We start from the raw sequence: 25,082 nt of genomic DNA on the forward strand, positions 1-25,082 counted from the left end.
GAAGGGAAATAGTAGATATTTAAGGTCTACAGAGAAGAAATCCTAGGCTGAAAGATTTCTAACCCAATGAATATTGAACCCATCCCAGAGCTTCTAGACAGAATATAGTAAGTCTAGACGGTCTTTACCGTTATTTATTTCGAGTGGACTATTATTTTAATTTAAATAGTCTATTAGGGTGGTACCACGGATTATAACCTTCGTCCCTTTCTGGGATGAAGGTTTTTTTTATGACCTAACCCGATTGTTTCGGATGCTTTTCCGAAAGAATCGCTGGTAGGTCAAATGCAACGAGAACCAAATTTGCACGACCGAAGGGAGTAAGCAAATTTGAGTTGCGAGACTGCTTATGACCTAACCCGATTGTTTCGGATGCTTTTCCGAAAGAATCGCTGGTAGGTCAAACGCAATGAGAACCAAATTTGTACGACCGAATGGGAGTAAGCAAATTTGTGTTTCGAAACTGCGGAAAATGACCTAACCCGATTTACTCACTGGGCACCAGATTTATTTTAAATGGAGAGTGATATATATGAAAATGTCAAAGCTTTATATGCCAACATTAAGAGAAGTACCTTCAGAGGCAGAGCTTCCAAGTCATCAGCTTTTATTGAGAGCAGGAATGATTAGGAAACTAGTATCAGGAGTATATTCTTATTTACCTCTTGGAATTAGAGTACTAAAAAAGGTTGAAAAAATCGTTAGAGAAGAAATGGATGCAATAGACTCTCAAGAAGTCCTTATGTCTGCAATACAACCTGCTGAGCTTTGGAAGGAGTCAGGCAGATGGGATGATTTTGGTCCTGAGATGTTTAGGCTATATGATAGAAATCAAAGAGAGTTTTGTCTAGGACCTACACATGAAGAAATATTCACAGACCTTATTAGACATGAGGTAAAATCCTATAAGCAGCTTCCACTTAGTCTTTACCAAATACAAACCAAGTATAGAGATGAAAAAAGACCTAGATTTGGTCTTATGAGAGCAAGGGAATTTATAATGAAGGATGCTTATACCTTTGATATTGATGAAGAGGGCATGAGGAAATCTTATGAGGATATGTGGAAAGCTTATGAAAAAATATTCACAAGATGTGGATTAAATTTTAAAGTTGTTGAAGGTGATTCAGGAGCCATGGGAGGAAGTGACTCTCATGAATTTATGGCAATGTCAGAGTATGGAGAAAGTGCTATAGCTTATTGTGATAGCTGCGATTATGCTGCCACAGATGAAAAAGCAAACTGTCTATATGAAGTGGAAGGTGCTTCTTCAGAAAAACTCCAGCTCGAGAAAGCTCATACACCAAATGCTAAAACTATAGAGGAAGTATCGAAGTTCTTTAATACATCTGCTGAAAGCTTTGTAAAGACTTTGTTATACATGGCTAAAGACAAAGTAGTAGCGGTATTGATACCAGGAAACAGAGAATTAAATGAAATAAAACTAGTTAAAGTATTAGAAATACCAGAGCATGAGCTAATAATGGCAGATGCAGAAACTGTAAAGGCAGTCACAGGAGCAGAGGTAGGATTTGCTGGTCCAATTAATTTAAAGAAAGATATTAGAGTTATAGTTGATTCTAGAGTTACAAAGATGAGCAATTTTATAGTAGGAGCTAACGAAACCGACTATCATATTAAGAATGTAAACTACGGCAGAGACTTTGAAGGAGAAGTAGTAGAGGATCTTTTACTAGTTCAAGAGGGGGATAAATGTCCGAAGTGTGGTGCACCACTTAAAACTGATAGAGGAATAGAGGTAGGCAATATATTTCAGCTAGGACTAAAATATAGTAGTGCACTAAATGCAACATTCTTAGATGAAAATGGCAAGGAGAAAAAAATATACATGGGTTCCCATGGCGTAGGAGTATCTAGAACAGCTGCTGCTGTAATAGAACAATGCCATGATGAAAATGGAATCATATGGCCACTAGCATTAGCTCCATATCATGCTATCATTACAGTAGTAAATGTAAAAAGCGAAGAGCAAACTGCTTTAGGAGAAAGCCTATATAGCCAGCTTTCAAAGTTAGGATTAGAAGTATTAATCGACGATAGAAACGAAAGAGCAGGAGTTAAGTTCAAGGATGCAGATTTAATTGGTATACCAATAAGAATTACAGTTGGGAAAAGGGCAAATGAGGAGATAGTAGAGTTTTCTTTAAGAAGAGATGGAGAAAAGACTGAAATAAATGTAAATGAAATAATGGATAAGATAAAAGCAGAATTTAGTTACCAAGGATTAGAGCTTTAAAAAAGAAGGCTACCGTTAATGGCGGTAGCTTTTGCTATTTTTAATAATAGTCATCTATAAATAAACCTATTCCTATGGTAAAATAATCCTAGGGTGATTAGTCGTGTAAAAATCATATAAGGGGGATAAGTATATGTATATTGGAGTAGATATAGGTGGAACAAATGTTACTGCTGGATTAGTTTCTATTGACGGTGAGATATTATTTCAGAACAGCTGTCCTACTTTACCTTCTAGGGGATGGGATATGGTTATACAGGATATTATTAATCTAATCAGAGAAATTATTAACCAAGCTTCGAATAACAAAAATGTATTGGGAATAGGTATTGGGGTACCGGGAGTAGCCGATCCCAATACAGGAAATGTTGTTCATTGCGTTAATCTGGGATGGGAAAATGTGCCGCTGGGGAAGACCTTAGAAAAGGAATTCAATAAGCCTGTTTACATAGACAACGATGCTTCAGTAGCTGCACTGGCTGAGTTTGAAAATGGAGCGCTTAAGGGTACTCAAAACTCTATTCTCATCACTCTTGGTACTGGAATAGGTGGAGGATTTATAATCAACGGAAGGCTTTATAGCGGAACAAGCAATATTGGATCAGAAATAGGTCATACAGTAATCGGTGAAAACTTTTATGATTGTAACTGCGGGAAAAATGGTTGCTTTGAGACCTTTTCCTCTGCTACTGCATTGATAAGGTATACAAAAAAACTAATGGAAGAAGCGAGAGAAAATACTGTCATAGGAAATTATATTGATAATGATTTGGATAAACTCAATGCCAAAGTAATATTTGATTGTGCTAAAGCAGGTGATAAACTGGCCTTAAGCTCAGTCAATAGATTGGTGGACTATCTAATAATTGGTATCACTAATTTAATAAATCTTCTTGATCCAGAAATAATTGCTATAGGCGGCGGAATATCAAAGGCTGGAGATTATTTGCTAGAGCTAATTAGCCATAGAATACATGAAAAGATATTATTTAAGGATATGCCTTATAGCAAAATTGCCATAGCCAAGCACGGCAACGATGCAGGTATAATTGGTTCAGCAATGTTATGTAAACACAGCTAAAATTTTTTAATTGATATTAATAAATGTATTTTGTTTAACTTTTCAGTCACTTTTTCACTATCTATAGAATTTTTAGAATATACATCCTCCATTTTGTAAAACCTAGCATTATCTATATGTTATTAGGAGGAGAAAAATGGAGAGAAATAGAAGAAGAACAGATTATAAAGGCAGATTTACATTCTTATCATTAGGGTGGTGGATATTACATATCGCTTTATTGCTGCTGGTTTTTTACCTTATTAGAAGATTTTAAGGCAGGATTATTTCTTGATACTGCAAGGTTAGTATTATATAATATACAGATATGAAGAGGAAAATTTTTTAGGAGGTTTTAAGATGTCTGAGGTGAGAGTCAGATTTGCACCTAGTCCTACAGGGTATTTACATATTGGTAGTCTAAGAACAGCTCTTTATGATTATCTGTATGCAAAAAATAAAGGTGGGAAATATATACTTAGAATTGAGGATACAGATCAGTCAAGATATGTAGATGATTCTATAGAGAAGATGATTAAGTCTTTAACATGGTCTGGAGTAATTCATGATGAGGGAGTTTTTATTGAAGATGGCAAATTAGTTCAAAAAGGTGAATATGGGCCATATATTCAATCAGAGAGACTTGATATATACAAAAAATATATAGAGGAATTATTGGAAAAAGGACATGCTTATTATTGCTTTTGTAACAAGGAAAGACTTGAGAAAATTAGAGAAGAGCAAAAAGAAAAAGGATTAATGCTTGGATATGATGGGCATTGTAGAGATATAAGCATTGAGGAAGCGAAAAAAAGAATTGAAGCAGGAGAAGAATATGTAATCCGACTTAAGCTTCCTAAAAATAGGGATATAGTATTTAATGATATCATAAGAGGTAAGATTACAATAAATACAAAAGATTTAGATGATCAGGTTCTTATTAAATCTGATGGATTTCCTACTTACCATTTTGCTGTGGTAGTAGATGATTATCTCATGAAGATAACTCATATAGTAAGAGGGGAAGAATGGTTGCCATCAGCGCCAAAGCATGCATATTTATTTGAAGCATTTGGATGGAAAGCACCAGAATTTGTCCACTTGCCAACAGTGCTAAACAAAGAAAAGAAAAAGCTTAGTAAAAGACATGGAGATGTTTCAGTAGAAGATTTTAGAGCTAAAGGGTATTTGCCAGAAGGACTCGTCAATTACCTTGCATTAGTAGGATGGAGTCCAGAGAGCAATCAAGAATTCTTTACAATGGATGAACTAATTGAACAATTTTCATTTGATAGAGTCTCAAATACTGGCGGAGTTTTTGATAAAGATAAGCTTGATTGGATAAATGGACATTATATAAGAAATGCAAATGTAGATGAAATTACAAAATTAGCTATACCACATCTTTTAAGTGCAGGTTATATTTCTGAAGAGGATGTAAACAATAGATATGATTGGATAAAGCTTTTAGTTTCAACTCTTCAAGAAAGAATATCATATGTGGCAGAGATAGTAGAAAAGGCGCAGTTTTATTTTGATAATGAAGTAAAGCCAGAAAATGAGGAAGTAAGTGAGACACTAAAAGGAGAGCAAGTACCTTCCTTACTTGAAGCATTTAAAGCAGAACTTTCACAAATAGATGAGGTAGACGAAGAATTCTCTACTACAGTAATGAAAAAAATACAGAAAAGCACAGGAGTAAAGGGTAAAAACTTATTTATGCCAATAAGGTCTACATTAACTGGACAGCTTCATGGCCCAGATTTAGATAAAATTATTCTGATTTTAGGGAAACAAAATATACTTAGACGCATAGAATATGTAGAAAAACATATCAAATAATTTTTGCTGACTTTATCATGTAAAATAGCTAAATAGGTATTGAAAAATATATTGACATCTAGTAATATATATAACAACATTATTATATTTAATTAATGTTAAAGGTTATGATAAGGTAAAGTAAATCTAATACACTTACAGAGAGAGGTTTTTATAAGCTGAGAGAAGCCTTATGTCAATATTAGATTGAAGTGCACCTTTGAACCGTTGCCTGAAGTCATAAGTAGGGTTAACCGGTAGCACCGTTATAGCTTTTACGAGGTGGGGCATATATGCCCAATTAGAGTGGACCCGCGGAATAAAACCGTCTCTTTACGAATAGTATTGAGGCGGTTATTTTTTATGACCTAACCCAATTGTTTCGGATGCTTTTCCGAAAGAATTGATGGTAGGTCAAACGCACCAAGCACCAAATTTATGTGAGCGATAGCGAGCGAATAAATTTGTGTTGCTTGACTGCGAAATGCCTAACCCAATTGTTTCGAATGCTTTTCCGAAAGAATTGATGGTAGGTCAAATGCAACGAGCACCAACCTTATTGTAGGTTTATGATAGGAGTGTCCGTTAGGACCAAATTTATGTAAGCGATAGCGAGCGAATAAATTTGTGTTGCTTGACTGCCTATGACCTAATGTAAAAATATAAATTAGATTAAGTAATAGAAAGGAAAGAGGGAATTTATGTTCAAACATTTGAAAGCAGATGTCAGAGCAGTGAGAGAAAGAGACCCAGCAGCTAAAAGCTTACCAGAGGTACTATTTTGTTATCCAGGACTTCATGCCATAATGTTTCATAGAGTTTCCCATTGGCTCTATGAAAGAAAGCTCTTTTTCATAGCCAGATTTATATCAACAATAGCTAGATTTTTAACTGCAATAGACATACATCCAGGGGCTAAAATAGGAGAAGGAGTTTTTATTGACCACGGAATAGGTGTAGTAATAGGCGAAACTGCAGAAGTAGGAAATGACGTAACTATATATCAAGGAGTAACCCTCGGAGGAACAGGAAAGGATACAGGCAAAAGACATCCTACTATAGGAAACAATGTAATGGTGAGCAGTGGTGCCAAAGTGCTTGGACCCTTTAAAGTAGGAGATAATTCTAAAATAGGCGCAGGCTCTGTAGTGCTGAAGGAGGTGCCGCCAAACTGTACTGTAGTCGGAGTTCCAGGTAGAATTGTGGTAAAGGAAAATAAAATCAGTTCATTAGAAGAAAGGTGCATCGATCTTGATCAGATAAAGCTTCCTGACCCTGTAGCACAAGAGCTAGAAAGCTTAAGAAAAAGAATAGTTGAGCTGGAGAACCGCGTTTATAATTTAATTGGGAGGGATAATAATGAGGTTTTATAATACACTGACGAGAAAAAAGGAAGAGTTTAAGCCAATTAAACAAGACAAAGTTACTATTTATGTGTGTGGGCCTACTGTATATAATTATATTCATGTAGGAAATGCACGACCCCTAGTAGTTTTTGACGTATTACGAAGATATTTAGAATATAAAAATTTTACTGTAGATTATTTAGTGAATTTTACAGATATTGATGATAAACTTATAAATAAAGCTAATGAAGATGGAACTACTGTAAAAGAGATTGCAGAAAAATTTATTGAAGAGTATCTAAATGATGCAAGAGGACTTATGCTCAAGGAAGAATCTACAAACCATCCAAAGGCTACTGAGCATATAACAGATATAGTGAACTTTATTCAGGAGCTTGTAGAGAAAGGATATGCTTATAGTGCTAATGGTGATGTGTATTTTGACATAGCTAAGCTGGACGACTATGGAAAATTATCAAAGAAAAATATTGAGGATTTAGTATCGGGAGCTAGAGTAGAAGTAAATGAATTAAAAAGAAATCCTATGGACTTTACTCTATGGAAAAGCGCAAAGCCAGGAGAACCTTCATGGGATAGTCCTTGGGGCATGGGCAGGCCAGGATGGCATATAGAATGCTCTGTAATGGCAAGAAGGTATTTAGGAGATACTATTGACATACATGCCGGTGGGGAAGATTTACAATTTCCCCACCATGAGAATGAAATAGCACAAAGCGAAAGCCTTACAGGGAAGCCTTTTGCAAACTATTGGCTTCATAATGCTATGATTAATGTGGAAAATCAAAAAATGTCAAAATCCTTAATGAATTTCTTTACAGTCAGAGAAATAAGTAAGGAGTTTGATTTAGAAGTATTAAGATTCTTTATACTTTCAGCTCATTATAGAAAGCCTGTGAACTTTAGCAGAGAATTTGTAGAGCAGGCTAAAAATGGCCTTGATAGATTGTATAATGGTAAGAAAAACCTTGAATATTTGATCAATAATACTGAGGAAAAAACATTAATAGATAAGGACAATGAAATAAAAGAGGAAATAATTGAACTAAAGAAAAAGTTTATAGACAGTATGGAGGATGACATAAATACTGCTGATGCAATATCATCTCTATTTGAAATAGTAAAGGTAGGCAATTCTAAATTAAATCAAGATTCACCTAAAGAACTAGCAGTATTTGCTTATGATATTTTGATGGAGCTTAGCGGAATTTTGGGTATATTGAATAAAGAAGATGAACTATTAGATGAAGAAATTGCTGAACTCATAGATAAAAGGGCAGAGGCTAGAAAGAATAAAGATTTTAAACTAGCTGATCAAATAAGAGATAATTTAAAAGAAAAAGGAATAATACTTGAAGACACAAAAGATGGAGTAAAGTGGAAGAGGGTTAGATAGCACAATGGAGAAAGATTTATTTGATGGATTTAAAAGCATATGTAAAGACTGGGGAGTAGACCTTAAAATGTTATCTCCCCTGCAGCTTGCTTATATAGGAGATGCAGTATATGAGCTTTTCATAAGAACATTTTTAATAGGTAAGAAAAACATATCTGTTAACGAGCTTCATAAAGAAGCCATAGAATATGTAAATGCTAAAGCTCAGGCAGATATAACCCATTATTTAGAGGATAAGCTCACAGAAGAAGAATGGCAAATGGTTAAGAGAGGCAGAAATGCAAAATCAGGCTCTGCGCCTAAAAATGCAAACCTTTTGGACTATAGATATGCAACTGGTTTTGAAACCCTAATAGGTTTTTTGTATCTTAACGGAAAGTACGAAAGAATTTTGGAGATTTTTGGTATGATAATAAACGAGAATGGGTGCGAATAATAAGGGGGAAATAATAATGCTTAAGGTAAGCTTACTAAGATATACTCAAGATGCAGAAAAACTCATAGCTGCTGCGGCAAAGCTATGCTATTCATCAGTAGGAGTAGCAGACATTGAAGAAAAGCTTGATGATGAAAAGACTCAAAGCTTTATAGAAATGCTTATGGAACTAGGACATGAATCGCCAATCGAGCATGTTTCATTTACCTTTGGAGTTGAAGGAGTAAGTAGAGTCTTAACTCATCAATTAGTAAGACATAGAATTGGAGCTTCTTATTCTCAGCAATCTCAAAGATATGTGAAGCTTCAACAATTTGATTATATAATTCCACCATCAATAGAAGCTATACCAGAAGCTAAGGTAATGTTTATCGAGGCTATGGAGCAGGATCAAAAATACTATAATGAATTGACAGATATACTGTTTACAAAGCATTATGAAAGACTTAGACAAGCAGGAAGCAGCGAGAACAAGGCTAGAAAAGATGCAGAAAAAATGGCTATTGAAGATGCTAGATATGTATTTCCTAACGCATGTGAAACAAAGATTGTATTTACAATGAATGCGAGGGCACTATTTAACTTTTTTAATAAAAGATGCTGTAATAGAGCACAATGGGAAATAAGAGAGCTAGCTACAGAGATGTTAAGGCTCGTAAAAGAAGTTGCACCATCACTTTTCAAATATTCAGGCCCAGGCTGTATAAACGGACAATGCCCAGAAGGAAAAATGACTTGTGGAAAGATTAAAGAAGTAAGAGAAAAATTTGGGAACTTGTAGATAAGGAAAACTTAAACAAAATACACACTCACGGTTTCGGTCACGAATAATTCTATAGCTCATTCCGGTAAAAAATCCTACAACTTGCAAACTCGCTACGCTCAAACAGTGCAAGTTGCTTAACGGATTTTTTAACTGCATTCGCTAAGAATTATAGTCGTGCCCTGCAAATGTTCGCTTAGTATTTTGTTTAAGTTTTCAACATGCGGGTGCTAAATTACTAAATTTTATCAAAATAAAGGTAAGAGGTGGAAACATATGAGAGAAGAAGGCTATGTAGAAGGACGTAATCCAGTAATAGAAGCCATAAAAGGCGAAAGAGAAATAGATAAGATACTAATTGCAAAAGGCTCAGAGCAAGGCTCAATACAAAAAATAATAGGAATGGCAAAGGATAAAAAAATTGTAATACAATACGTAGAAAAAGCAAAGCTAGATGCAATGTCAGAAACTAAAGCTCATCAAGGAGTAATAGCATTAGTTACACCATATTCATACAAAACAGTAGATGACATAATGAAAACAGCAGAAGATAAAAATGAAGATCCTTTTATAATAATATTAGATGAAATAGAAGACCCTCATAATCTTGGTGCAATTATCCGAACAGCAGAATGTGCAGGAGCTCATGGTGTAATAATACCTAAAAGAAGAGCCGTAGGACTAACTCCTGTAGTTATAAAAGCCTCAGCAGGAGCAGTAGAGCATATGAATATTGCAAAGGTGTCTAATATTGCTTCTACAATTGAAGAGCTTAAAGAAAGAGGAGTATGGATATATGGGGCAGATATGGGAGGAGAACAAGATTATTTCCAAAGAGATCTAACTGGTCCTATAGCAATAGTAGTTGGAAGTGAAGGAAAAGGAATAGGCAGATTAATAAAAGAAAAGTGCGATTTTCTAATTAAAATACCTATGGCAGGAAAAGTAGCTTCACTAAATGCTTCAGTTGCTGCTTCTGTAATGATGTATGAAGTATTGAGACAAAGAGGTTTAAAAGAATGACATGAGAAGCAATGCTAAAGAGTACCTGTTTGTTGATGGGTACAATATCATAAACAATTGGAGCAACCTAAGAGAATTGTCAAAGCAGAGCCTAGAGATTTCTAGGAATGAATTGATTGAGATATTGGCTGAGTATCAATCATATACAGGAATAAAGGTTGTTATAGTCTTTGATGCACATTTTGTAAAAGGAAGTATGGAGAAAAAAGAGACCTTTAAAGGCGTTGACATTGTCTATACAAAGGAGAAGGAAAGTGCGGATCATTATATTGAACGAACATTAGATGCCATTGGAAGGACAAAAAAAGTAAGAGTAGCTACATCAGACTGGATCGAACAACAGGTGGTAATGGGCAGGGGAGGAACTAGGATTTCAGCTAGGGAGCTAAAGCTTGAAGTAGAGCATTATAAAGATATGATTAGGAAAAAAAATAAAGTAACTAACGAAACAAACGATCTTTTAATAGGGCGATTAGATAAAGCAACTTTAGAAAAGCTTGAAAAGCTTAGAAAGAATAAGTAAATGCCTTGACTATAATATTAAATATATATATAATGATTGTATGCATGGAACGTTTCAACATTTTGCTGGAGGGGATGCTAGTGGGATTAAGTATATATAAAGATTTATCGGCAGATGAATATGATGCTATGGATGACGAAAAGATAATTGATGATGCTAGAGATGGTGACCCTGAGGCGCTAGAATATCTTATAAAGAAGTACAAAAATTTTGTACGGGCTAAGGCAAGATCATATTTTCTAATTGGGGCAGATAAAGAGGACATCATTCAAGAGGGGATGATAGGTCTTTATAAAGCAATACGCGACTATAATCAGGACAAGCTTACCTCTTTTAGAGCTTTTGCTGAGCTGTGTATAACTCGACAAATAATAACTGCTATTAAAACTGCAACTAGACAAAAACATATACCTTTAAATTCATATGTATCATTAAATAAGCCTATTTATGATGAAGAATCAGACAGAACTCTTCTTGATGTACTTACAGGAGCTAAGATAACAGATCCAGAAGAATTGATAATAAGTAGAGAAGAGCTGCAAAGTATTGAGAGCAAAATAGGCGAGATTCTAAGTGATCTTGAATGGGAAGTATTGATGTCATATCTTCAAGGTAAGTCTTACCAAGAGATAGCAGTAGATTTAAATAGACATGTTAAATCAATTGACAATGCTCTTCAAAGAGTAAAGAGAAAACTAGAAAGATATTTAGAAATTAAAGATGCCTAATTTTTATTCAATATTTTGACTATTGACATAAAATCAGGCTAATAGTAAACTTATCTAAGTGATGGCTATAAATGCCCATGTAGCTCAGGAGGTAGAGCACTTGCATGGTAAGCAAGAGGTCAGCGGTTCGAGTCCGCTCGTGGGCTCCACTAAAGATAAGTAATTGACACCTTTACAGGTGTTTTTTTATTTTTTGAATTAGCTTAATAATATGATAAAAAATACATACATAGCTAACACGTAGCTAACAAATTACTTAACCTTCTAAACCTTTAATTATAATTTTTCCATAGTTATAATATTACTAACAATAGTTGTTGATCCAGCAATAAAAATACCTAATGGCCATATTTCTTTTTTCATTAATAATCCAATACATCCACTTGCTATAAGTATAGTCCCAATACCTAGTCCAACTAAACAACCCTTATATTTAACTTCTGATGGTATCTTAGATATTTTTTCTGCTCTTTCAATTGCTTTTTCTGTTTTAGATAGTGCTTTTTTGTTATCTGTAAAAGTTTTTCATTAATAGTATTCATTTTTATAGCCATTCCTTTCGCTTCGCTCAAGGCACAAAACGTAATGAAAAAGTGCTTTTGAGCGTTATTTGTTTTATAATTAACCCCATAGGGATTTCGGTAAACTACAAATCACGGGGAGGTGAGTGGGCTGTCTGACTTGTCAGATGACCGTATTTTTATATGTGTAGAACGCCTTTTCAAGCACAAATAAGTGTACCTTAGAGTACGTAACCTTATCTTTGTTTAAACAATCTCGTTTAAATGCCAGGCGTTCAGTCAATGCCGTATCTCCCTATAATTCTTATGAACTTTCTAGTTCAGAAAGGAGTCCCTATGGCTTTAAAAATCGTGTACAAAATCTGCTGCGGAATTGATGTTCACAAAACTTTTGTTGTAGCCTGCATCGCTTCCACCGATAAACAAGGTGTTACCACCTACAAGAGCCATCGCTTTTCCACCTACACCAAAGGTCTGAAAGAGCTGTTACAATGGCTGCTTGAATCTAATTGTAAGGATGTCTGCATGGAATCTACAGGTAAATACTGGATTCCCGTGTACAACGTCTTGGAAAAAGACTGTTCTATTGTGCTTGCACATCCTAAATACGTTAAGGCTATTCGTGGTAAAAACTGACAAGAAAGATGCTAAATGGATTGCTGACCTGTTTAAGCATGATCTTGTTGCCGGTAGCTTTATGCCCCCTGCTGATATTCGCCAGCTACGCGACCTTATGCGCTATCGTTACAAACTAACCTGCTTTATGTCCAGTGAAAAGAACCGTCTTCAAAACTGTCTCACGGTTTCCAACATTCAATTGTCTTCCGTTGTCTCCGACACTTTTGGTAAAAGTGCTCAAAAGATTCTGAATAAGATTCTTGAAAATCCTCTAGATACTTCATTCGATATTGAACCTTTAATTCACGGCTCTATGAAGGGTAAAATTCCTGAATTACAGCTCGCCGTTGATGGGCATATCTCCCCGCAACAGGCTGGTAAATTAAAGATTATCAAGAAGCACTTTGAAGATTTGGAATCCCGGAAATCAGAGTTAGAAGAACTGATTCTTGTGCTCGCCAGCCCCTATCAACAAGAACTCGACCTAATCCTAACCGCTCCATCTTTTAAAAACATCTTCTCTGCAATCACAATCATTTCAGAGATTGGTGTTAATATGGAGGCTTTTCCTTCGGCGAAACACTTGTGTTCATGGGCAGGGCTTACACCTACCAACAATGAAAGTGCAGGGAAGAAAAAATCTGTCCGGGTTTCCAAAGCTGGATGCTATATTAAACCACTTCTTGTTCAATGTGCCAACTCTGTGGTTAAAAGTGAAAAGCATCCAGAAATCCGTAACCGCTACCTTCGTTTAAGAAAGCGTCGTGGTCACAAGAAGGCAATCATTGCAATAGCAAGAATGCTTCTAACAGCATTATACAACATGTTGAAGAAAAATGAACCATACAATGCTGAACTTTACAGAAACTCTGACGTTATTCCTGTCAATCGCGAGATTACTGTAGAGCAGGCTATACAATTAGCAAAATTCCAAGGTTACAGAATTAAGTCAGCTACTGAATAACCTTAATTTTGTCTATATATTCAATTTTTTGAAGCCACCGCAAGATGGCTTGTTTGCTATGCCCTTAAGTGAAGTGCCAATCCCTAGTTTTCTTTTTCAACCTTATCCTCCATTATATATGAATGTTTTTCTAAAATCTGTTTAATGAGTTTATCACTTATAATATCAACTCCAAGTTGTTTCATTAATATTTGTAAGAACTTTAATCTATTTAATGTTTCAGAAATAGTGCGATTAAATAACACCGGGTTTATCCAAATATTAATAAGTAACATGAATATCTCAGCACATTCATTTGGAAACTCCGTATTAATAGAACCATCTTCTATTCCTTCGTGTATTATTTCACTTAAAATAGGTGCATCATTGTTAATTTTTGTTTTAATGCCAAAAACTACAAATTGTGAGTTTTTGATTTGACTAATTACCTAAGTTTCGTACAAACGAAACAGCTTTGGTTTCAATAATATTCCATATGCATTCTTCCAAAAAATAACTAAAGGATAATACCAAGCCTTGAAGTATAATTTTCTTACTAGAGAAAAATTAAAGAAAGGCAGGTATTATCCTATGAATAATGTTACCTTTTCTCAGGCTAAATGTAAAGAAGAAACTACTTCCACATGGCTTGCTGCTGTTATGAATTTTGGCATAAAAATCAACTTTTTTAAACCTTTAGAGGGTTTTAAGTTGAAAATGAAAAAAGTAAATTACTCAGTTTATCAGAAACTTATTACAATAATTATGTCTATAGCCATAGGATGCGAATACGTGAAAGATATTAATGAGAAACTCGCCCCAGAGACTTTAGTAGCAAATATGTTTGGCATGGATAAAATTCCAGACCAATCTCAAATTAATGAACTTTTAACTCGTATGAATGATGATAACATCAAACAACTTAAAGATATTCATCACAAAACATTTATTAATAACAGTGGTTCTATCTCCTCCGCAAAAATGGTGGTCGTAGATATCGACCAATCAGGTTTAATAGCTAACGGTAAAACCTATGAACTTGCTGATAAAGGTTTTTTTGCCAAGAAAAAAATCAAAGAGGCTATCAGTTATCTGCTGCTTTCACGGGTGAAACCTCAGAAACTATTGCTATGAAGCTTGATTCCGACAATACCCATTGCACAGAGCATTATGATGAACTAATAAATGATATTTTATCAAAATATCAAGATCAACTTCATACCGGTAATTTACCTTAAGAACCGATAGTGGTTTTGGCTCTATGGAGAATATCGAAAAATTAATGAGTATTAAAGGATTAAAGTTTATTACAAAAGGATATTCTACGAAATCCGCAGCAAACTTGGCAAAGAATATACCATATTCCGAGTATACTCAAGCCGATAATTCAGTTTGGGTATATGAATTGCCCGGAGAAACAGGGTTACGAAAGATTATTGTTCAAACCCTTTCTAAAAGCGGTAAAATCACATACTCCTTACTCATAACTAATATATCAAAAAGCCAAATGAGTGCAATAAAGGCATTTCACTTTTACAATGAACGTCAAACCATTGAAGCCTTCTTTAAAATGGCTAAGAATGTATACCATATAAAAAATCTTAGAACCACAAAGTTTCATGGTATTTATGCATTTCTTTGGCTAGTGTTTATAACTCATAACTTGATAAGTTGCTTCAAATTAACTGTTCTAGCAGGTACAGAACTAGAAAATGTAGGTGTAGGGGTTATAATAAAAAAAGTTGGGAACATTAGAGGATTTGTAAAAAGGACCTCTAAAAGAATAGAGGTTCAAATCCCAACAATTAGTCATTTAGCAAGACTTATTACCGATGCATTAAGTGAACCCCGGTATATACAATTAAGTTTCCTATGATAACTTTTACCATAGTATCTAAAATAGAATAGTTTTCCTTATATGGTAAAGTGGCATTTACCTTTTATTTTGATACGCATTTTCGGTTTTCCATGTTCTTACAACAACCTAAACTCGAATTTTAAGCTGCTCTATGGAGTATTATACCAGAATTTCACTGTTATATTTTTGAAAAAACTAGTTTTTCATTTGTACAAAATCTAGATAATTACTAAATGTCAATAACATTTTTTAAATTTGTTCTTTAAAGGCGAATATAAGGATTGAAAATAATGAATACTGGGGAGTAATCCTCGGCTTTTGCTTTTGATTAAAGCGAAATCTGGTATTTTGATTGACTTTATAGAAGTTAAGCTATAAAATAAAAATATGGTAAAGTTGCTAAATTATAAGAATTGGGAATATATAATAGATGAAAAAGCAAATTATAATATTTAAAAAATATATTTCTATTTTAGATGAATTAAAGCATAAGCTTTCATATTTACAATAAAAGAAAAGTGATGTTAGTATAATATTATAGACACGATTTTCCGAATACTATAAAATATAGAAAAGGAAGGAAGTGTCTAGAATGTCAAAAAGATATACAGAAGAATATAAAAACACCATTGTAGAACTTTATAATTCCGGTAAAACACTTGCTGAGCTTAATAGTGAATATGGCCTACCTAAATCTACAATATTAACATGGGTAAAGAAAGCTGAACCCATAGCAGTAGATAACAATAAAACAATTACACAAGCTGATTATCAAGCCATGCTTAAGAAGATGGCTAGAATAGAAGAGGAAAACGAAATATTAAAAAAAGCCATGGCCATATTTGCAAAGAAGTAAGCTCAATATATAAGTTCATTACTGACAATAAAGATATTCATGATATAAAACTAATGTGTGAAGTGTTAAAAGTATCTAGAAGTTCATATTACAAGAACCTCAATAAAAAAGAAAGCAAAAGAAGTATTGAAAATAGATTTCTAGAAAATGAAATTCTAAATATATATAAAGCTAGTAAATCCCGGTATGGAGCTCCAAAGATATATGAAAGATTAAGGGCTAATGGTGTATTTATAAGTCTTAAGAGAACTCAAAGGCTTATGAACAAGCTAGGCATAAAATCAATAGTATGTAAGAAATTCAGACCATTTTCATCAAAAAACAAAGTTGAAAATAGAGAAAATATAATCAAGAGAGACTTCTCTACAACTGGTATCAATCAGAAATAGGTAACTGATATTACATATATTCATACAATTAAAGATGGCTGGTGCTATCTTGCTTCTGTTATGGATCTTGGCAGTAGGAAGATAGTTGGATACTCTATGTCTAAAAATATAGATACTACATTGGCTATAAAAGCTTTAGATAATGCATATAAGCTTCAGAAACCTGCTGAAGGTATAATTTCTTCATAGTGATTTAGGAAGTCCATATACAAGTTATTAATTTGAAAAATATGTTAAAGAGCACAAACTAATTCACTCCTTTAGCAGTAAGGGAAACCCCTATGATAATGCTTGTATAGAATCCTTTCACTCAGTATTGAAGAAAGAAGAAGTTAATCTAGTTAAATATTTCGATTTTGATGTTGCTAGACTTGCAATATTTGAGTATATAGAGTCATGGTATAACAGAGAAAGAATACATAGCTCTCTAGGCTATATCACTCCCCAAGAATGGGAAGATAAATCTAAGAGGGTTGCATAAAATTTATTCGAGAAAATGTGTCTACTATATTGACATAGGTCCAAAGAATGTTGTGATTGTTAGTGATTTATGCGAGGATTTCGCGATGCTAATTTCAAAAATTATACGAAATAAAATTTTCGAAGTTATTAGGATAGATATATAATAAATTTAAATTTTCAAGTGGATATAGGAGAAAAATTAAATAGTAATTTAAGTATGCTATATATAAAAATAACTACTAGAATATTATAATAGAGAAAGCTGAATGTAACAAAATAACTTTGGCTATACCCCTAAGGACTCATGATAAACCAATAAATATTAAAGAAAGGTTTGTAGTTTGTTTTTTATACTTACTTTGAATATAATGTATTATGACATACAGTTCAGCTGATTATTAAAATTAGAAATCAGTCATCAAATATAAACTTTTATATTGGTTTTAGTATATAATCATAGGAAATAGTATATATTCATTTTGCATACACGATATTAAGATATTTTAAGATGAATATTTATTGTCTATTATATAGACAAAATACAGTTCATTATATTAAAGGGGGATATTTAATGAAAAGGATATTATTTTCGACAGCTTCAAAATGTTTAAGTGGTTGCTCTTATTGTTTTGCACAATGGGAATCATATGACTCACAGCCGCTATTTATTGAATCAAACGGCCAAGAAGACTACGAAATAATTTATCCATGTTGTGACGGAGAATTTTTTAAAGACTCAGAAAATATAGAAGGATTAGAACACTATGTTTTTAATAAAAATTCTCCTATAATAATTAGTTTTTCGACTAAGAATGACATAAGTAATCTTACTTTAAAAAGGATTTCAAAACTTAACGAAAGACTTGTTGCTCAAAATAAAGGTTTTATAAAAATAAGCACATCAATAACAAACATTTCCATGATAAGTGAACTTGAGCCCTTCACAATTTCATATATAAAGAGAATTGAACTTTTAAAGAAAATTTATGAGAATGGAATTCCTACATCTTTAGTATTGAAGCCAATATTACCATTTATATGTGAAGAAGAATATCATAAAATAATTGACGATTCGTTAAAATATACGAGGCTAATATTAATAGGAGATTTATATGTTAACAAAAATACAGACTTTTACGATAAATATGTTAGGCACTACAGTTATGAGCAAAGATTGGTGAATTGGTTAGATTCTAGACCTGTATGGAACGTTATTGAATCAAGTAAAATAAAACATAATTTAATAAGTTATATAGAAAGTAAATCTGCATTAAGTTTTGAAAACGATATAGACCTTTTAAAATATATACATAATGTTCAAATACTGAATCAAGAAGGGGCATAAACAATGGAGATCAACTTAAATATGATTATTTTATTTATATTAAGTTTGACAACACTTAGGGATATAGTCGCCATGACAGGATGGATTTCCTTTAATAGTAAGTTTGCTCCATTAGTTTATGGAAGATATGATAAAGAAATAATTAAAAAATGTTTGCAGGAATTAGGATTTTCGCCATCAAAATCTAACGAAATATGTATAGCATTAGAAATTATTTCTAGAGAAAATCGGGTAGAAGATAGTTTATGTGAGGATAAAGTAAACTTATATAAGTTAATTGAACTAATATCTAAATATATAGTATGCTTTGATAATTATATACAGTATGGAAAGATTACACCTACAAGCAGTAAATATTATGTTAGTACAATGGAAGCATCAAAAAATGATGAAGATTTAATGAAAATGGCTTATATAATCAGTCATTTAATTAATACAGATTTCATCAAGCAGAAAATAGATAGAACACCTGACTTTATACTAACTCCGAAAAGTGGAAATCCGTTATTAGGAAGTAAAGTTGCTGAAATAAATAAGTATATTTCGGTATTTAGGAAATCACCTGAAGACGAATCATCGTCTAGAATCTCTCGTAAAGAATATTATAAAGAACTAATGACAAATTATGAGGGGACTTGGGAATTATTAGAGAAGTCTAGCAAAAGCGATAAAAAACTTTTTGGTGTTGCGATTGATTGTAATTTATCGGGTGGAAAACAAATAATAAATATGATGGAACATTTTAATAATATAATTGAAAATGAAAAATTAAATATAGACAAAGTTAAGAATGCATACGTATTATTTAGAGCTGATAGCGATGGAGAAGATATTAAAGAAAAATTTAATGCCTATGGATTTACTATTTCCAAATATTTTGATTTGGATGAAAACGTTAAAAAGTTATTATATGAATATAAAAATAAAAGCACGAATGGCAATTATCTCAATATGTTTATTGGAGAAGACAAAGAAAAGATTGAAGAAATAATAGGGCGCCTTAAGCATGTAAACGTATGTAAAATGGTGGTATAGACTATAGATAATAAGGTAGCAACTAGCGCTACCTTATTTGTTATAATATAACATATAAATTATTTTATAAATAGTTGAAATATATTTGTCCAAATAGTATAATATACCCATATGGCATGTTTACAAAGCTAACCAAGCAGCCTGCAAGCCGCATAAATACACATCAGACCTCTGCATGGTGAGCAAGAGGTCAGCGGTTCGAGTCCGTTCGTGGGCTCCATTTAGCATAAATATCACGAAACACCCGGATGTGTTTACTATGACCTATATTAGTTTATGACATAATAGATGCTAAGAATACACTTTTTATTTACTGATGCTAATACATATTAGCTATATTTTAAATCTTTATATTAAGGAGGAATAGAAAATGGCAAAAGCAAAATATGAAAGAAATAAACCACACGTTAATATTGGAACAATAGGACACGTTGACCATGGTAAAACAACATTAACAGCAGCAATAACAGCAGTATTAAACAAAAGATATGGCACAGGCGAATTCATTGACTATGCAAACATAGACAAAGCACCAGAAGAAAGAGAAAGAGGAATTACAATATCAACGTCACACGTAGAGTATGAAACACCAAATAGACACTACGCACACGTTGACTGTCCAGGCCATGCTGACTACGTTAAGAACATGATAACAGGAGCAGCACAAATGGACGGAGCAATACTAGTATGTTCAGCAGCAGATGGCCCAATGCCACAAACAAGAGAGCATATACTACTATCAAGACAAGTTGGAGTACCAACAATAGTAGTATTCCTAAACAAAGCTGACATGGTAGATGACGAAGAACTAATCGAACTAGTAGAAATGGAAGTAAGAGAATTACTTTCAGAATATGAATTTGATGGAGACAATGCACCAATAATAGTAGGATCAGCATTAAAAGCATTAGAAGACCCAGACGGAAAATGGGGAGACAAAATATTGGAATTAATGGAAGCGGTAGACGCAACAATCCCAACTCCAGTAAGAGCAACAGATAAGCCATTCCTAATGCCAGTAGAAGACGTATTTACAATCACAGGAAGAGGAACAGTAGCAACAGGAAGAGTAGAAAGAGGAATATTAAAAGTACAAGACCAAGTACAAATAGTAGGCTTAACAGACGAACCAAGAACAGTAGTATGTACAGGAGTAGAAATGTTCAGAAAGATGTTAGACGAAGCACAAGCAGGAGATAACATAGGAGCATTACTAAGAGGAGTACAAAGAAGTGAAATAGAAAGAGGTCAAGTACTAGCAAAGCCAGGAAGTATAATACCACATACAAAATTCAAAGCAGAGGTATACGTACTAACAAAAGAAGAGGGTGGAAGACATACACCATTCTTTGATGGCTATAGACCACAATTCTACTTCAGAACAACAGACGTAACAGGATCAATCAAGCTACCAGAAGGCGTAGAGATGGTAATGCCAGGAGATAACGCAACATTTACAATAGAACTAATAACACCAATCGCAATGGAAGAAGGATTAAAATTCTCAATTCGTGAAGGTGGAAGAACAGTAGGAGCTGGAGTCGTAGCTGAGATAGCAAAATAATTATAGAGACTAGGTCTTTTAGACCTAGTCTTTTTAAGGAAATGAACGATAATATTAGGTATTGATTACAGTATTGTGGAAATACTAAAGGCTGAATATATTATACGTTTATAAGTTGCCTATAATTGTATTTTTTTATTGACAGACTATTTAATTTATGATAGTTTATATAAAGTAATAATGTAGCTATTATTGGGTAACTATGCCCCAATATAATAATTATATTTGTATAGACTTAACTGGGTTAAGCGTGGGAGGTGTGTTTGATGAGAGTTAAAGTTGTTATGGCATGCACAGAATGTAAGCAAAGAAACTATAATACAATAAAAAATAAAAAAACTAATACTGAAAGAATTGAGCTAAAAAAATACTGCAAATTCTGTCATACTCATACAGTCCATAAAGAGACTAAATAGTTTTTTGAAAAACTTTTTAATAAGGATGTGAAGTGGATGGCGGCTCAAACGGGTGCTGAAAAGGGAACAAAAAGATTAAGCAACTACTTCAAGGGAGTAAGAGCTGAATTAAAGAAAGTTAGTTGGCCTAGTAGAAAGGAGCTAATTAACTATACTATAGTAGTATTAGTTATCTGTACAATTATTTCTTTAGCAGTATGGCTAATTGACTCAGGCTTACATCAAATATTAAAATTTATAATTGGATAAAAGATGAAGGAGGGAAGGACCTAGCATTAGGGTCCCCGTAAGCTATGACAGATAAGTCGGATAAAGGAAAATGGTACGTAGCCCATACCTATTCGGGTCACGAAAATAAGGTTAAAGCCAATATTGAGAAGCTAGTAGAAAATAGAGGAATGCAAGACGTAATTTTCGAAGTAAGAGTTCCGGTTGAAGAATATATTGAAACTAAAAATGGCAAGAAAAAAGTCAAAGAAAGAAAGATGTTTCCGGGATATGTAATGGTTAAAATGATAATGACAGATGAATCCTGGTATTTAGTGAGGAATACAAGAGGAGTTACTGGTTTTGTCGGACCAGGATCTAAACCTGTACCACTTACTAATGAAGAAGTAAAACTATTGGGAGTACAAGAGCCATTGCCTGAAGTTAACGTCAATATTGGAGAGGTTATAAAAATAACATCAGGTTACTTTGAAAACTTTATTGGAACAGTTGAAAACGTAAATATAGAGAAGAGAAAGCTCAAAGTTTTTGTATCTATGTTTGGAAGAGAAACACTTGTAGAGTTGGACTTTGATCAGATTGAAAGGCTATAGTATTGGTAACAAAGCATATGCTTTATTATAGATAGATTATTAGACACATATGGATTAGCCTTTAGGCTTTTCCGACATAGTAAGGAGGTGTAAAAATGGCAAAAAAGGTTATAGCTATGGTTAAATTACAAATTCCAGCTGGTAAAGCAACTCCAGCACCACCAGTAGGTACAGCTTTAGGACCTCATGGTGTAAATATCATGCAGTTTACAAAAGAATTCAATGCAAAAACTGCTGATCAAGCTGGTATGATAATTCCAGTTGTTTTAACAGTTTACCAAGATAGATCTTTCTCATTCATAACTAAGACTCCTCCGGTAGCAGTATTGCTAAAAAAAGCAGTAGGAATAGAATCAGGCTCCGGAGTGCCAAACAAAACAAAAGTTGCAAAAATATCACAAGCTAAGGTTAGAGAGATTGCAGAGATTAAAATGCCAGACTTAAATGCAGGCAGTATAGAAGCTGCTATGAGCATGGTAGCAGGAACTGCAAGAAGTATGGGAATTGTTGTTGAAGAATAATTTTTAAGTGGGAGGTAACAACCGCTAATACCACAAGGAGGAATATGAAATGGCAAAGAAGGGTAAAAACTACCAAGAGAGTTCAAAGCTAATAGATAAAGAAAACTTTTATGATGTAAATGAAGCTATTGAACTTGCACAAAAAACAGCAAAGGCTAAATTTGATGAAACTGTAGAATTGCATATAAGACTTGGGGTAGACTCAAGACACGCAGATCAACAAGTTAGAGGTGCTGTAGTTTTACCACATGGTACTGGTAAAACAAGAAAAGTTTTAGTATTTGCTAAAGGCGATAAAGCTAAAGAAGCAGAAAATGCAGGCGCTGATTATGTAGGTGCAGAAGAACTTGTAACTAAGATTCAATCAGAAAACTGGTTTGATTATGATGTTGTTGTAGCAACACCTGATATGATGGGTGTAGTAGGAAGATTAGGTAGGGTATTAGGACCAAAAGGTTTAATGCCAAACCCAAAATCAGGAACAGTTACTTTTGATGTTGAAAAAGCAGTTAATGATATTAAAGCTGGTAAAGTTGAATACAGAGTTGACAAAACTAATATAATTCACGTTCCAATAGGAAAAGTATCATTTGGAACAGATAAATTAAAAGATAATTTCAATACTTTGATGGATGCAGTTATTAAAGCTAAACCAGCAGCATCAAAAGGAAGATATTTAAAAAATGTAACTATTTCTAGTACAATGGGTCCTGGAATTAAAATAAATTCATCAAAAATAATGGATTAAAACTGTTGACATTATATTGATATACTGATATTATAACTAATGTTACAATTTTATAAATGTTCCGTAGACAGTAGGTACCTAAAAGGTTTAATGTTTTGCCTACCGAGGATGGACTAAATGACTACTTATGAAATCAAAGGTCTCTCTATGTCTACGGAGGGACCTTATTATATTTTTTAGGATAAGTTAAGCAATAAGGAGGTGGACTAGAATGAGCGCAGTATTAGATCAAAAGAAACAAGTCGTAGAAGAAATAAGATCCAAGATTAAAGATGCAAAATCAATTGTACTTGTTGATTATAGAGGCCTTACTGTTGAGGAAGTTACTGAATTAAGAAAGAAGTATACTCAAGCAGGAGTAGATTACAAGGTATACAAAAATACAATGATGAGATTTGCATTTAAAGAAGAAGGATACGAGGCTTTCAATGAATTTTTAGTTGGACCAAATGCTATAGCTATATCTAAAGATGATGTTGTAGCTCCTGCTAGAATTGCAAATGATTTTGTTAAAGAACATAAAAACTTAGAATTTAAAGCGGGTATTGTTGAAGGTGAAATTGTAGGCGTAGATAAGATTAAGGCTATAGGCGAATTACCATCTAAAGAAGTTCTACTTACTCAATTAGTTATTGCATTGAATTCACCTATTTCCAAGTTTGCTAGAACAATACAAGCAATAGTTGATAAAGAACCACAAGAAGCTTAATAAAAAATGAAAAATGGAGGTATATTATAATGAGTGAAAAAATCACAAAATTAATAGAAGACGTAAAATCATTATCAGTTTTAGAATTATCAGAGTTAGTTAAAGCTTTAGAAGAGGAATTTGGTGTAAGTGCAGCAGCTCCTGTAATGGTAGCAGGCGGAGCAGCTCCAGCAGCAGGTGCAGCAGCTGAAGAAAAAACAGAATTTGATGTAGTTTTAGCAAGTGCTGGCGGAGAAAAAATTAAGGTTATCAAAGTAGTTAGAGAAATAACTGGCTTAGGACTAAAAGAAGCTAAAGACTTAGTAGATGGTGCTCCTAAGACACTAAAAGAAGGAGCTTCAAAAGACGAAGCTGAACAAATGAAAGCTAAGCTTTCAGAAGTAGGCGCAACTGTAGAAATAAAATAATAATCATATAACATGATAAAAAAAGGTTTCATTAAAAACAATGAAGCCTTTTTTTATGGCCTAAGCCGATTTTCTAAATATATTTGTCTGAAAACCGATAGTAGGTCAAATGCAACGAGCACCAAATTTATAGGAGTGATAACGAGTAAATAAATTTGTGTTGCGAGACTGCTTTATGACCTAACCCGATTTTCCGAATGCTTTTGTCGGGAAATCGCTGGTAGGTCAAATGCAACGAGCACCAAATTTATAGGAGTGATAACGAGTAAATAAATTTGTGTTGCGAGACTGCTTATGGTATGATAATATGTCAGGCTTGAAAATAAATTTTTATTATTATACCTATATAATTTGTGAATTTTTAAAAATGTAGTCAAATATTTTTGTTAAAAAAACATAATAAGAGCAGATGATTTCCATGCTTGACAACTATATTTTTGTATGATAATATTATAAAATGCATAATAGGCGATTTTTGGCATAAACTTTGAATATTTG

The 25,082-nt window shown here is 33.5% G+C and carries 24 protein-coding genes, 1 tRNA gene, 2 pseudogenes and 3 other annotated features (1 of these 30 cut by a window edge); of the genes and pseudogenes, 25 read left to right on the forward strand and 2 right to left on the reverse strand.

What is annotated here, in order from left to right; all coding sequences use genetic code 11:
• Nucleotides 1–211: a binding site (T-box leader), on the forward strand (it extends 11 nt beyond the left edge of the window).
• Between the two features lie 321 nt (nucleotides 212–532).
• The 11 genes from QO263_RS05255 (at nucleotide 533) to QO263_RS05305 (ending at nucleotide 11,520) form a co-directional block, all read left to right on the forward strand.
• Nucleotides 533–2,257, forward strand: coding sequence for a proline--tRNA ligase (locus QO263_RS05255; RefSeq protein ID WP_285627250.1), 1,725 nt, complete (start codon nucleotides 533–535; stop codon nucleotides 2,255–2,257).
• 133 nt (nucleotides 2,258–2,390) lie between these two features.
• Nucleotides 2,391–3,338 (forward strand): ROK family protein, encoded by a 948-nt coding sequence (locus tag QO263_RS05260; protein WP_285627253.1) that lies wholly within the window; start codon nucleotides 2,391–2,393, stop codon nucleotides 3,336–3,338.
• Nucleotides 3,339–3,677: 339 nt separating this feature from the next.
• Entirely contained in the window at nucleotides 3,678–5,159 is a 1,482-nt protein-coding gene (gene gltX / locus QO263_RS05265) for a glutamate--tRNA ligase (RefSeq protein WP_285627256.1), read from the forward strand.
• Nucleotides 5,160–5,257: 98 nt separating this feature from the next.
• Nucleotides 5,258–5,474, forward strand: a binding site (T-box leader).
• A 365-nt stretch (nucleotides 5,475–5,839) separates the two neighbouring features.
• Nucleotides 5,840–6,511, forward strand: a complete 672-nt coding sequence (cysE, locus tag QO263_RS05270) for a serine O-acetyltransferase (RefSeq protein ID WP_285627258.1) — start codon at nucleotides 5,840–5,842, stop codon at nucleotides 6,509–6,511.
• Nucleotides 6,498–7,898: a cysteine--tRNA ligase gene (gene cysS, locus QO263_RS05275; RefSeq protein WP_285627261.1), complete on the forward strand. Its 1,401-nt coding sequence runs from the start codon at nucleotides 6,498–6,500 to the stop codon at nucleotides 7,896–7,898. The genes cysE and cysS overlap by 14 nt, the downstream gene beginning before the upstream one ends.
• Nucleotides 7,899–7,902: 4 nt before the next feature.
• Nucleotides 7,903–8,334: a Mini-ribonuclease 3 gene (locus QO263_RS05280; protein WP_285627264.1), complete on the forward strand. Its 432-nt coding sequence runs from the start codon at nucleotides 7,903–7,905 to the stop codon at nucleotides 8,332–8,334.
• Nucleotides 8,335–8,350: 16 nt separating this feature from the next.
• Complete coding sequence (gene thyX, locus QO263_RS05285) at nucleotides 8,351–9,115, forward strand: FAD-dependent thymidylate synthase (protein WP_285627267.1); 765 nt, start codon at nucleotides 8,351–8,353, stop codon at nucleotides 9,113–9,115.
• Nucleotides 9,116–9,373: 258 nt separating this feature from the next.
• Entirely contained in the window at nucleotides 9,374–10,120 is a 747-nt protein-coding gene (gene rlmB / locus QO263_RS05290) for a 23S rRNA (guanosine(2251)-2'-O)-methyltransferase RlmB (protein ID WP_285627270.1), read from the forward strand.
• 1 nt (nucleotide 10,121) lies between these two features.
• Nucleotides 10,122–10,643, forward strand: a complete 522-nt coding sequence (locus QO263_RS05295) for an NYN domain-containing protein (RefSeq protein WP_285627273.1) — start codon at nucleotides 10,122–10,124, stop codon at nucleotides 10,641–10,643.
• A gap of 80 nt (nucleotides 10,644–10,723) precedes the next feature.
• A complete protein-coding gene (gene sigH, locus QO263_RS05300; protein ID WP_502928696.1) occupies nucleotides 10,724–11,371 on the forward strand; it encodes an RNA polymerase sporulation sigma factor SigH in 648 nt (215 codons plus the stop codon).
• A gap of 73 nt (nucleotides 11,372–11,444) precedes the next feature.
• Nucleotides 11,445–11,520 (forward strand) — tRNA-Thr (locus tag QO263_RS05305).
• Nucleotides 11,521–11,787: 267 nt separating this feature from the next.
• Here QO263_RS05305 and QO263_RS05310 read toward each other — a convergent pair.
• Nucleotides 11,788–11,925, reverse strand: a complete 138-nt coding sequence (locus tag QO263_RS05310; RefSeq protein ID WP_285627278.1) for a hypothetical protein — start codon at nucleotides 11,923–11,925, stop codon at nucleotides 11,788–11,790.
• A gap of 303 nt (nucleotides 11,926–12,228) precedes the next feature.
• Between QO263_RS05310 and QO263_RS05315 the strand changes: the two are divergent.
• Nucleotides 12,229–13,474 (forward strand): annotated as a pseudogene (locus tag QO263_RS05315) (IS110 family RNA-guided transposase).
• Between the two features lie 83 nt (nucleotides 13,475–13,557).
• Here QO263_RS05315 and QO263_RS19125 read toward each other — a convergent pair.
• Complete coding sequence (locus QO263_RS19125) at nucleotides 13,558–13,719, reverse strand: hypothetical protein (protein ID WP_285627281.1); 162 nt, start codon at nucleotides 13,717–13,719, stop codon at nucleotides 13,558–13,560.
• A gap of 325 nt (nucleotides 13,720–14,044) precedes the next feature.
• On the opposite strand from QO263_RS19125, the gene QO263_RS05325 reads away from it, so the two are divergent.
• The 13 genes and pseudogenes from QO263_RS05325 (at nucleotide 14,045) to rplL (ending at nucleotide 24,584) form a co-directional block, all read left to right on the forward strand.
• Nucleotides 14,045–14,587 carry a hypothetical protein gene (locus tag QO263_RS05325; RefSeq protein ID WP_285627284.1) on the forward strand — a complete coding sequence of 181 codons (543 nt, stop codon included), beginning with the start codon at nucleotides 14,045–14,047 and terminating at the stop codon, nucleotides 14,585–14,587.
• A 127-nt stretch (nucleotides 14,588–14,714) separates the two neighbouring features.
• A complete protein-coding gene (locus QO263_RS05330) occupies nucleotides 14,715–15,329 on the forward strand; it encodes a transposase (protein ID WP_285627287.1) in 615 nt (204 codons plus the stop codon).
• Nucleotides 15,330–15,903: 574 nt separating this feature from the next.
• Nucleotides 15,904–17,037: pseudogene (locus QO263_RS05335) on the forward strand (IS3 family transposase).
• Nucleotides 17,038–17,589: 552 nt separating this feature from the next.
• The gene (locus tag QO263_RS05340) at nucleotides 17,590–18,363 is read left to right on the forward strand and encodes a radical SAM family protein (protein WP_285627290.1); all 774 of its coding nucleotides are present in this window, start codon (nucleotides 17,590–17,592) and stop codon (nucleotides 18,361–18,363) included.
• A 3-nt stretch (nucleotides 18,364–18,366) separates the two neighbouring features.
• Nucleotides 18,367–19,398, forward strand: a complete 1,032-nt coding sequence (locus tag QO263_RS05345; RefSeq protein WP_285627292.1) for a hypothetical protein — start codon at nucleotides 18,367–18,369, stop codon at nucleotides 19,396–19,398.
• 370 nt (nucleotides 19,399–19,768) lie between these two features.
• Nucleotides 19,769–20,962 (forward strand): elongation factor Tu, encoded by a 1,194-nt coding sequence (tuf, locus tag QO263_RS05350; protein ID WP_285627297.1) that lies wholly within the window; start codon nucleotides 19,769–19,771, stop codon nucleotides 20,960–20,962.
• A gap of 266 nt (nucleotides 20,963–21,228) precedes the next feature.
• Nucleotides 21,229–21,378, forward strand: a complete 150-nt coding sequence (gene rpmG / locus QO263_RS05355; RefSeq protein ID WP_285627300.1) for a 50S ribosomal protein L33 — start codon at nucleotides 21,229–21,231, stop codon at nucleotides 21,376–21,378.
• Nucleotides 21,379–21,414: 36 nt separating this feature from the next.
• The gene (gene secE / locus QO263_RS05360) at nucleotides 21,415–21,627 is read left to right on the forward strand and encodes a preprotein translocase subunit SecE (protein ID WP_285627303.1); all 213 of its coding nucleotides are present in this window, start codon (nucleotides 21,415–21,417) and stop codon (nucleotides 21,625–21,627) included.
• 44 nt (nucleotides 21,628–21,671) lie between these two features.
• A complete protein-coding gene (gene nusG / locus QO263_RS05365) occupies nucleotides 21,672–22,199 on the forward strand; it encodes a transcription termination/antitermination protein NusG (protein WP_285627305.1) in 528 nt (175 codons plus the stop codon).
• A gap of 95 nt (nucleotides 22,200–22,294) precedes the next feature.
• The gene (rplK, locus tag QO263_RS05370; RefSeq protein WP_285627308.1) at nucleotides 22,295–22,720 is read left to right on the forward strand and encodes a 50S ribosomal protein L11; all 426 of its coding nucleotides are present in this window, start codon (nucleotides 22,295–22,297) and stop codon (nucleotides 22,718–22,720) included.
• Between the two features lie 49 nt (nucleotides 22,721–22,769).
• Nucleotides 22,770–23,468, forward strand: a complete 699-nt coding sequence (gene rplA, locus QO263_RS05375; protein WP_285627310.1) for a 50S ribosomal protein L1 — start codon at nucleotides 22,770–22,772, stop codon at nucleotides 23,466–23,468.
• 43 nt (nucleotides 23,469–23,511) lie between these two features.
• Nucleotides 23,512–23,647 (forward strand) — a sequence feature (ribosomal protein L10 leader region).
• 32 nt (nucleotides 23,648–23,679) lie between these two features.
• Entirely contained in the window at nucleotides 23,680–24,177 is a 498-nt protein-coding gene (gene rplJ / locus QO263_RS05380) for a 50S ribosomal protein L10 (protein WP_285627312.1), read from the forward strand.
• A gap of 29 nt (nucleotides 24,178–24,206) precedes the next feature.
• On the forward strand, nucleotides 24,207–24,584 hold the full coding sequence (gene rplL / locus QO263_RS05385; protein WP_502928697.1) for a 50S ribosomal protein L7/L12: 378 nt from the start codon (nucleotides 24,207–24,209) through the stop codon (nucleotides 24,582–24,584).
• Nucleotides 24,585–25,082: the final 498 nt, after the last annotated feature.

Origin of the sequence: Proteiniborus sp. MB09-C3, from assembly GCF_030263895.1 — a bacterium.
Lineage (GTDB): Bacteria > Bacillota > Clostridia > Tissierellales > Proteiniboraceae > Proteiniborus.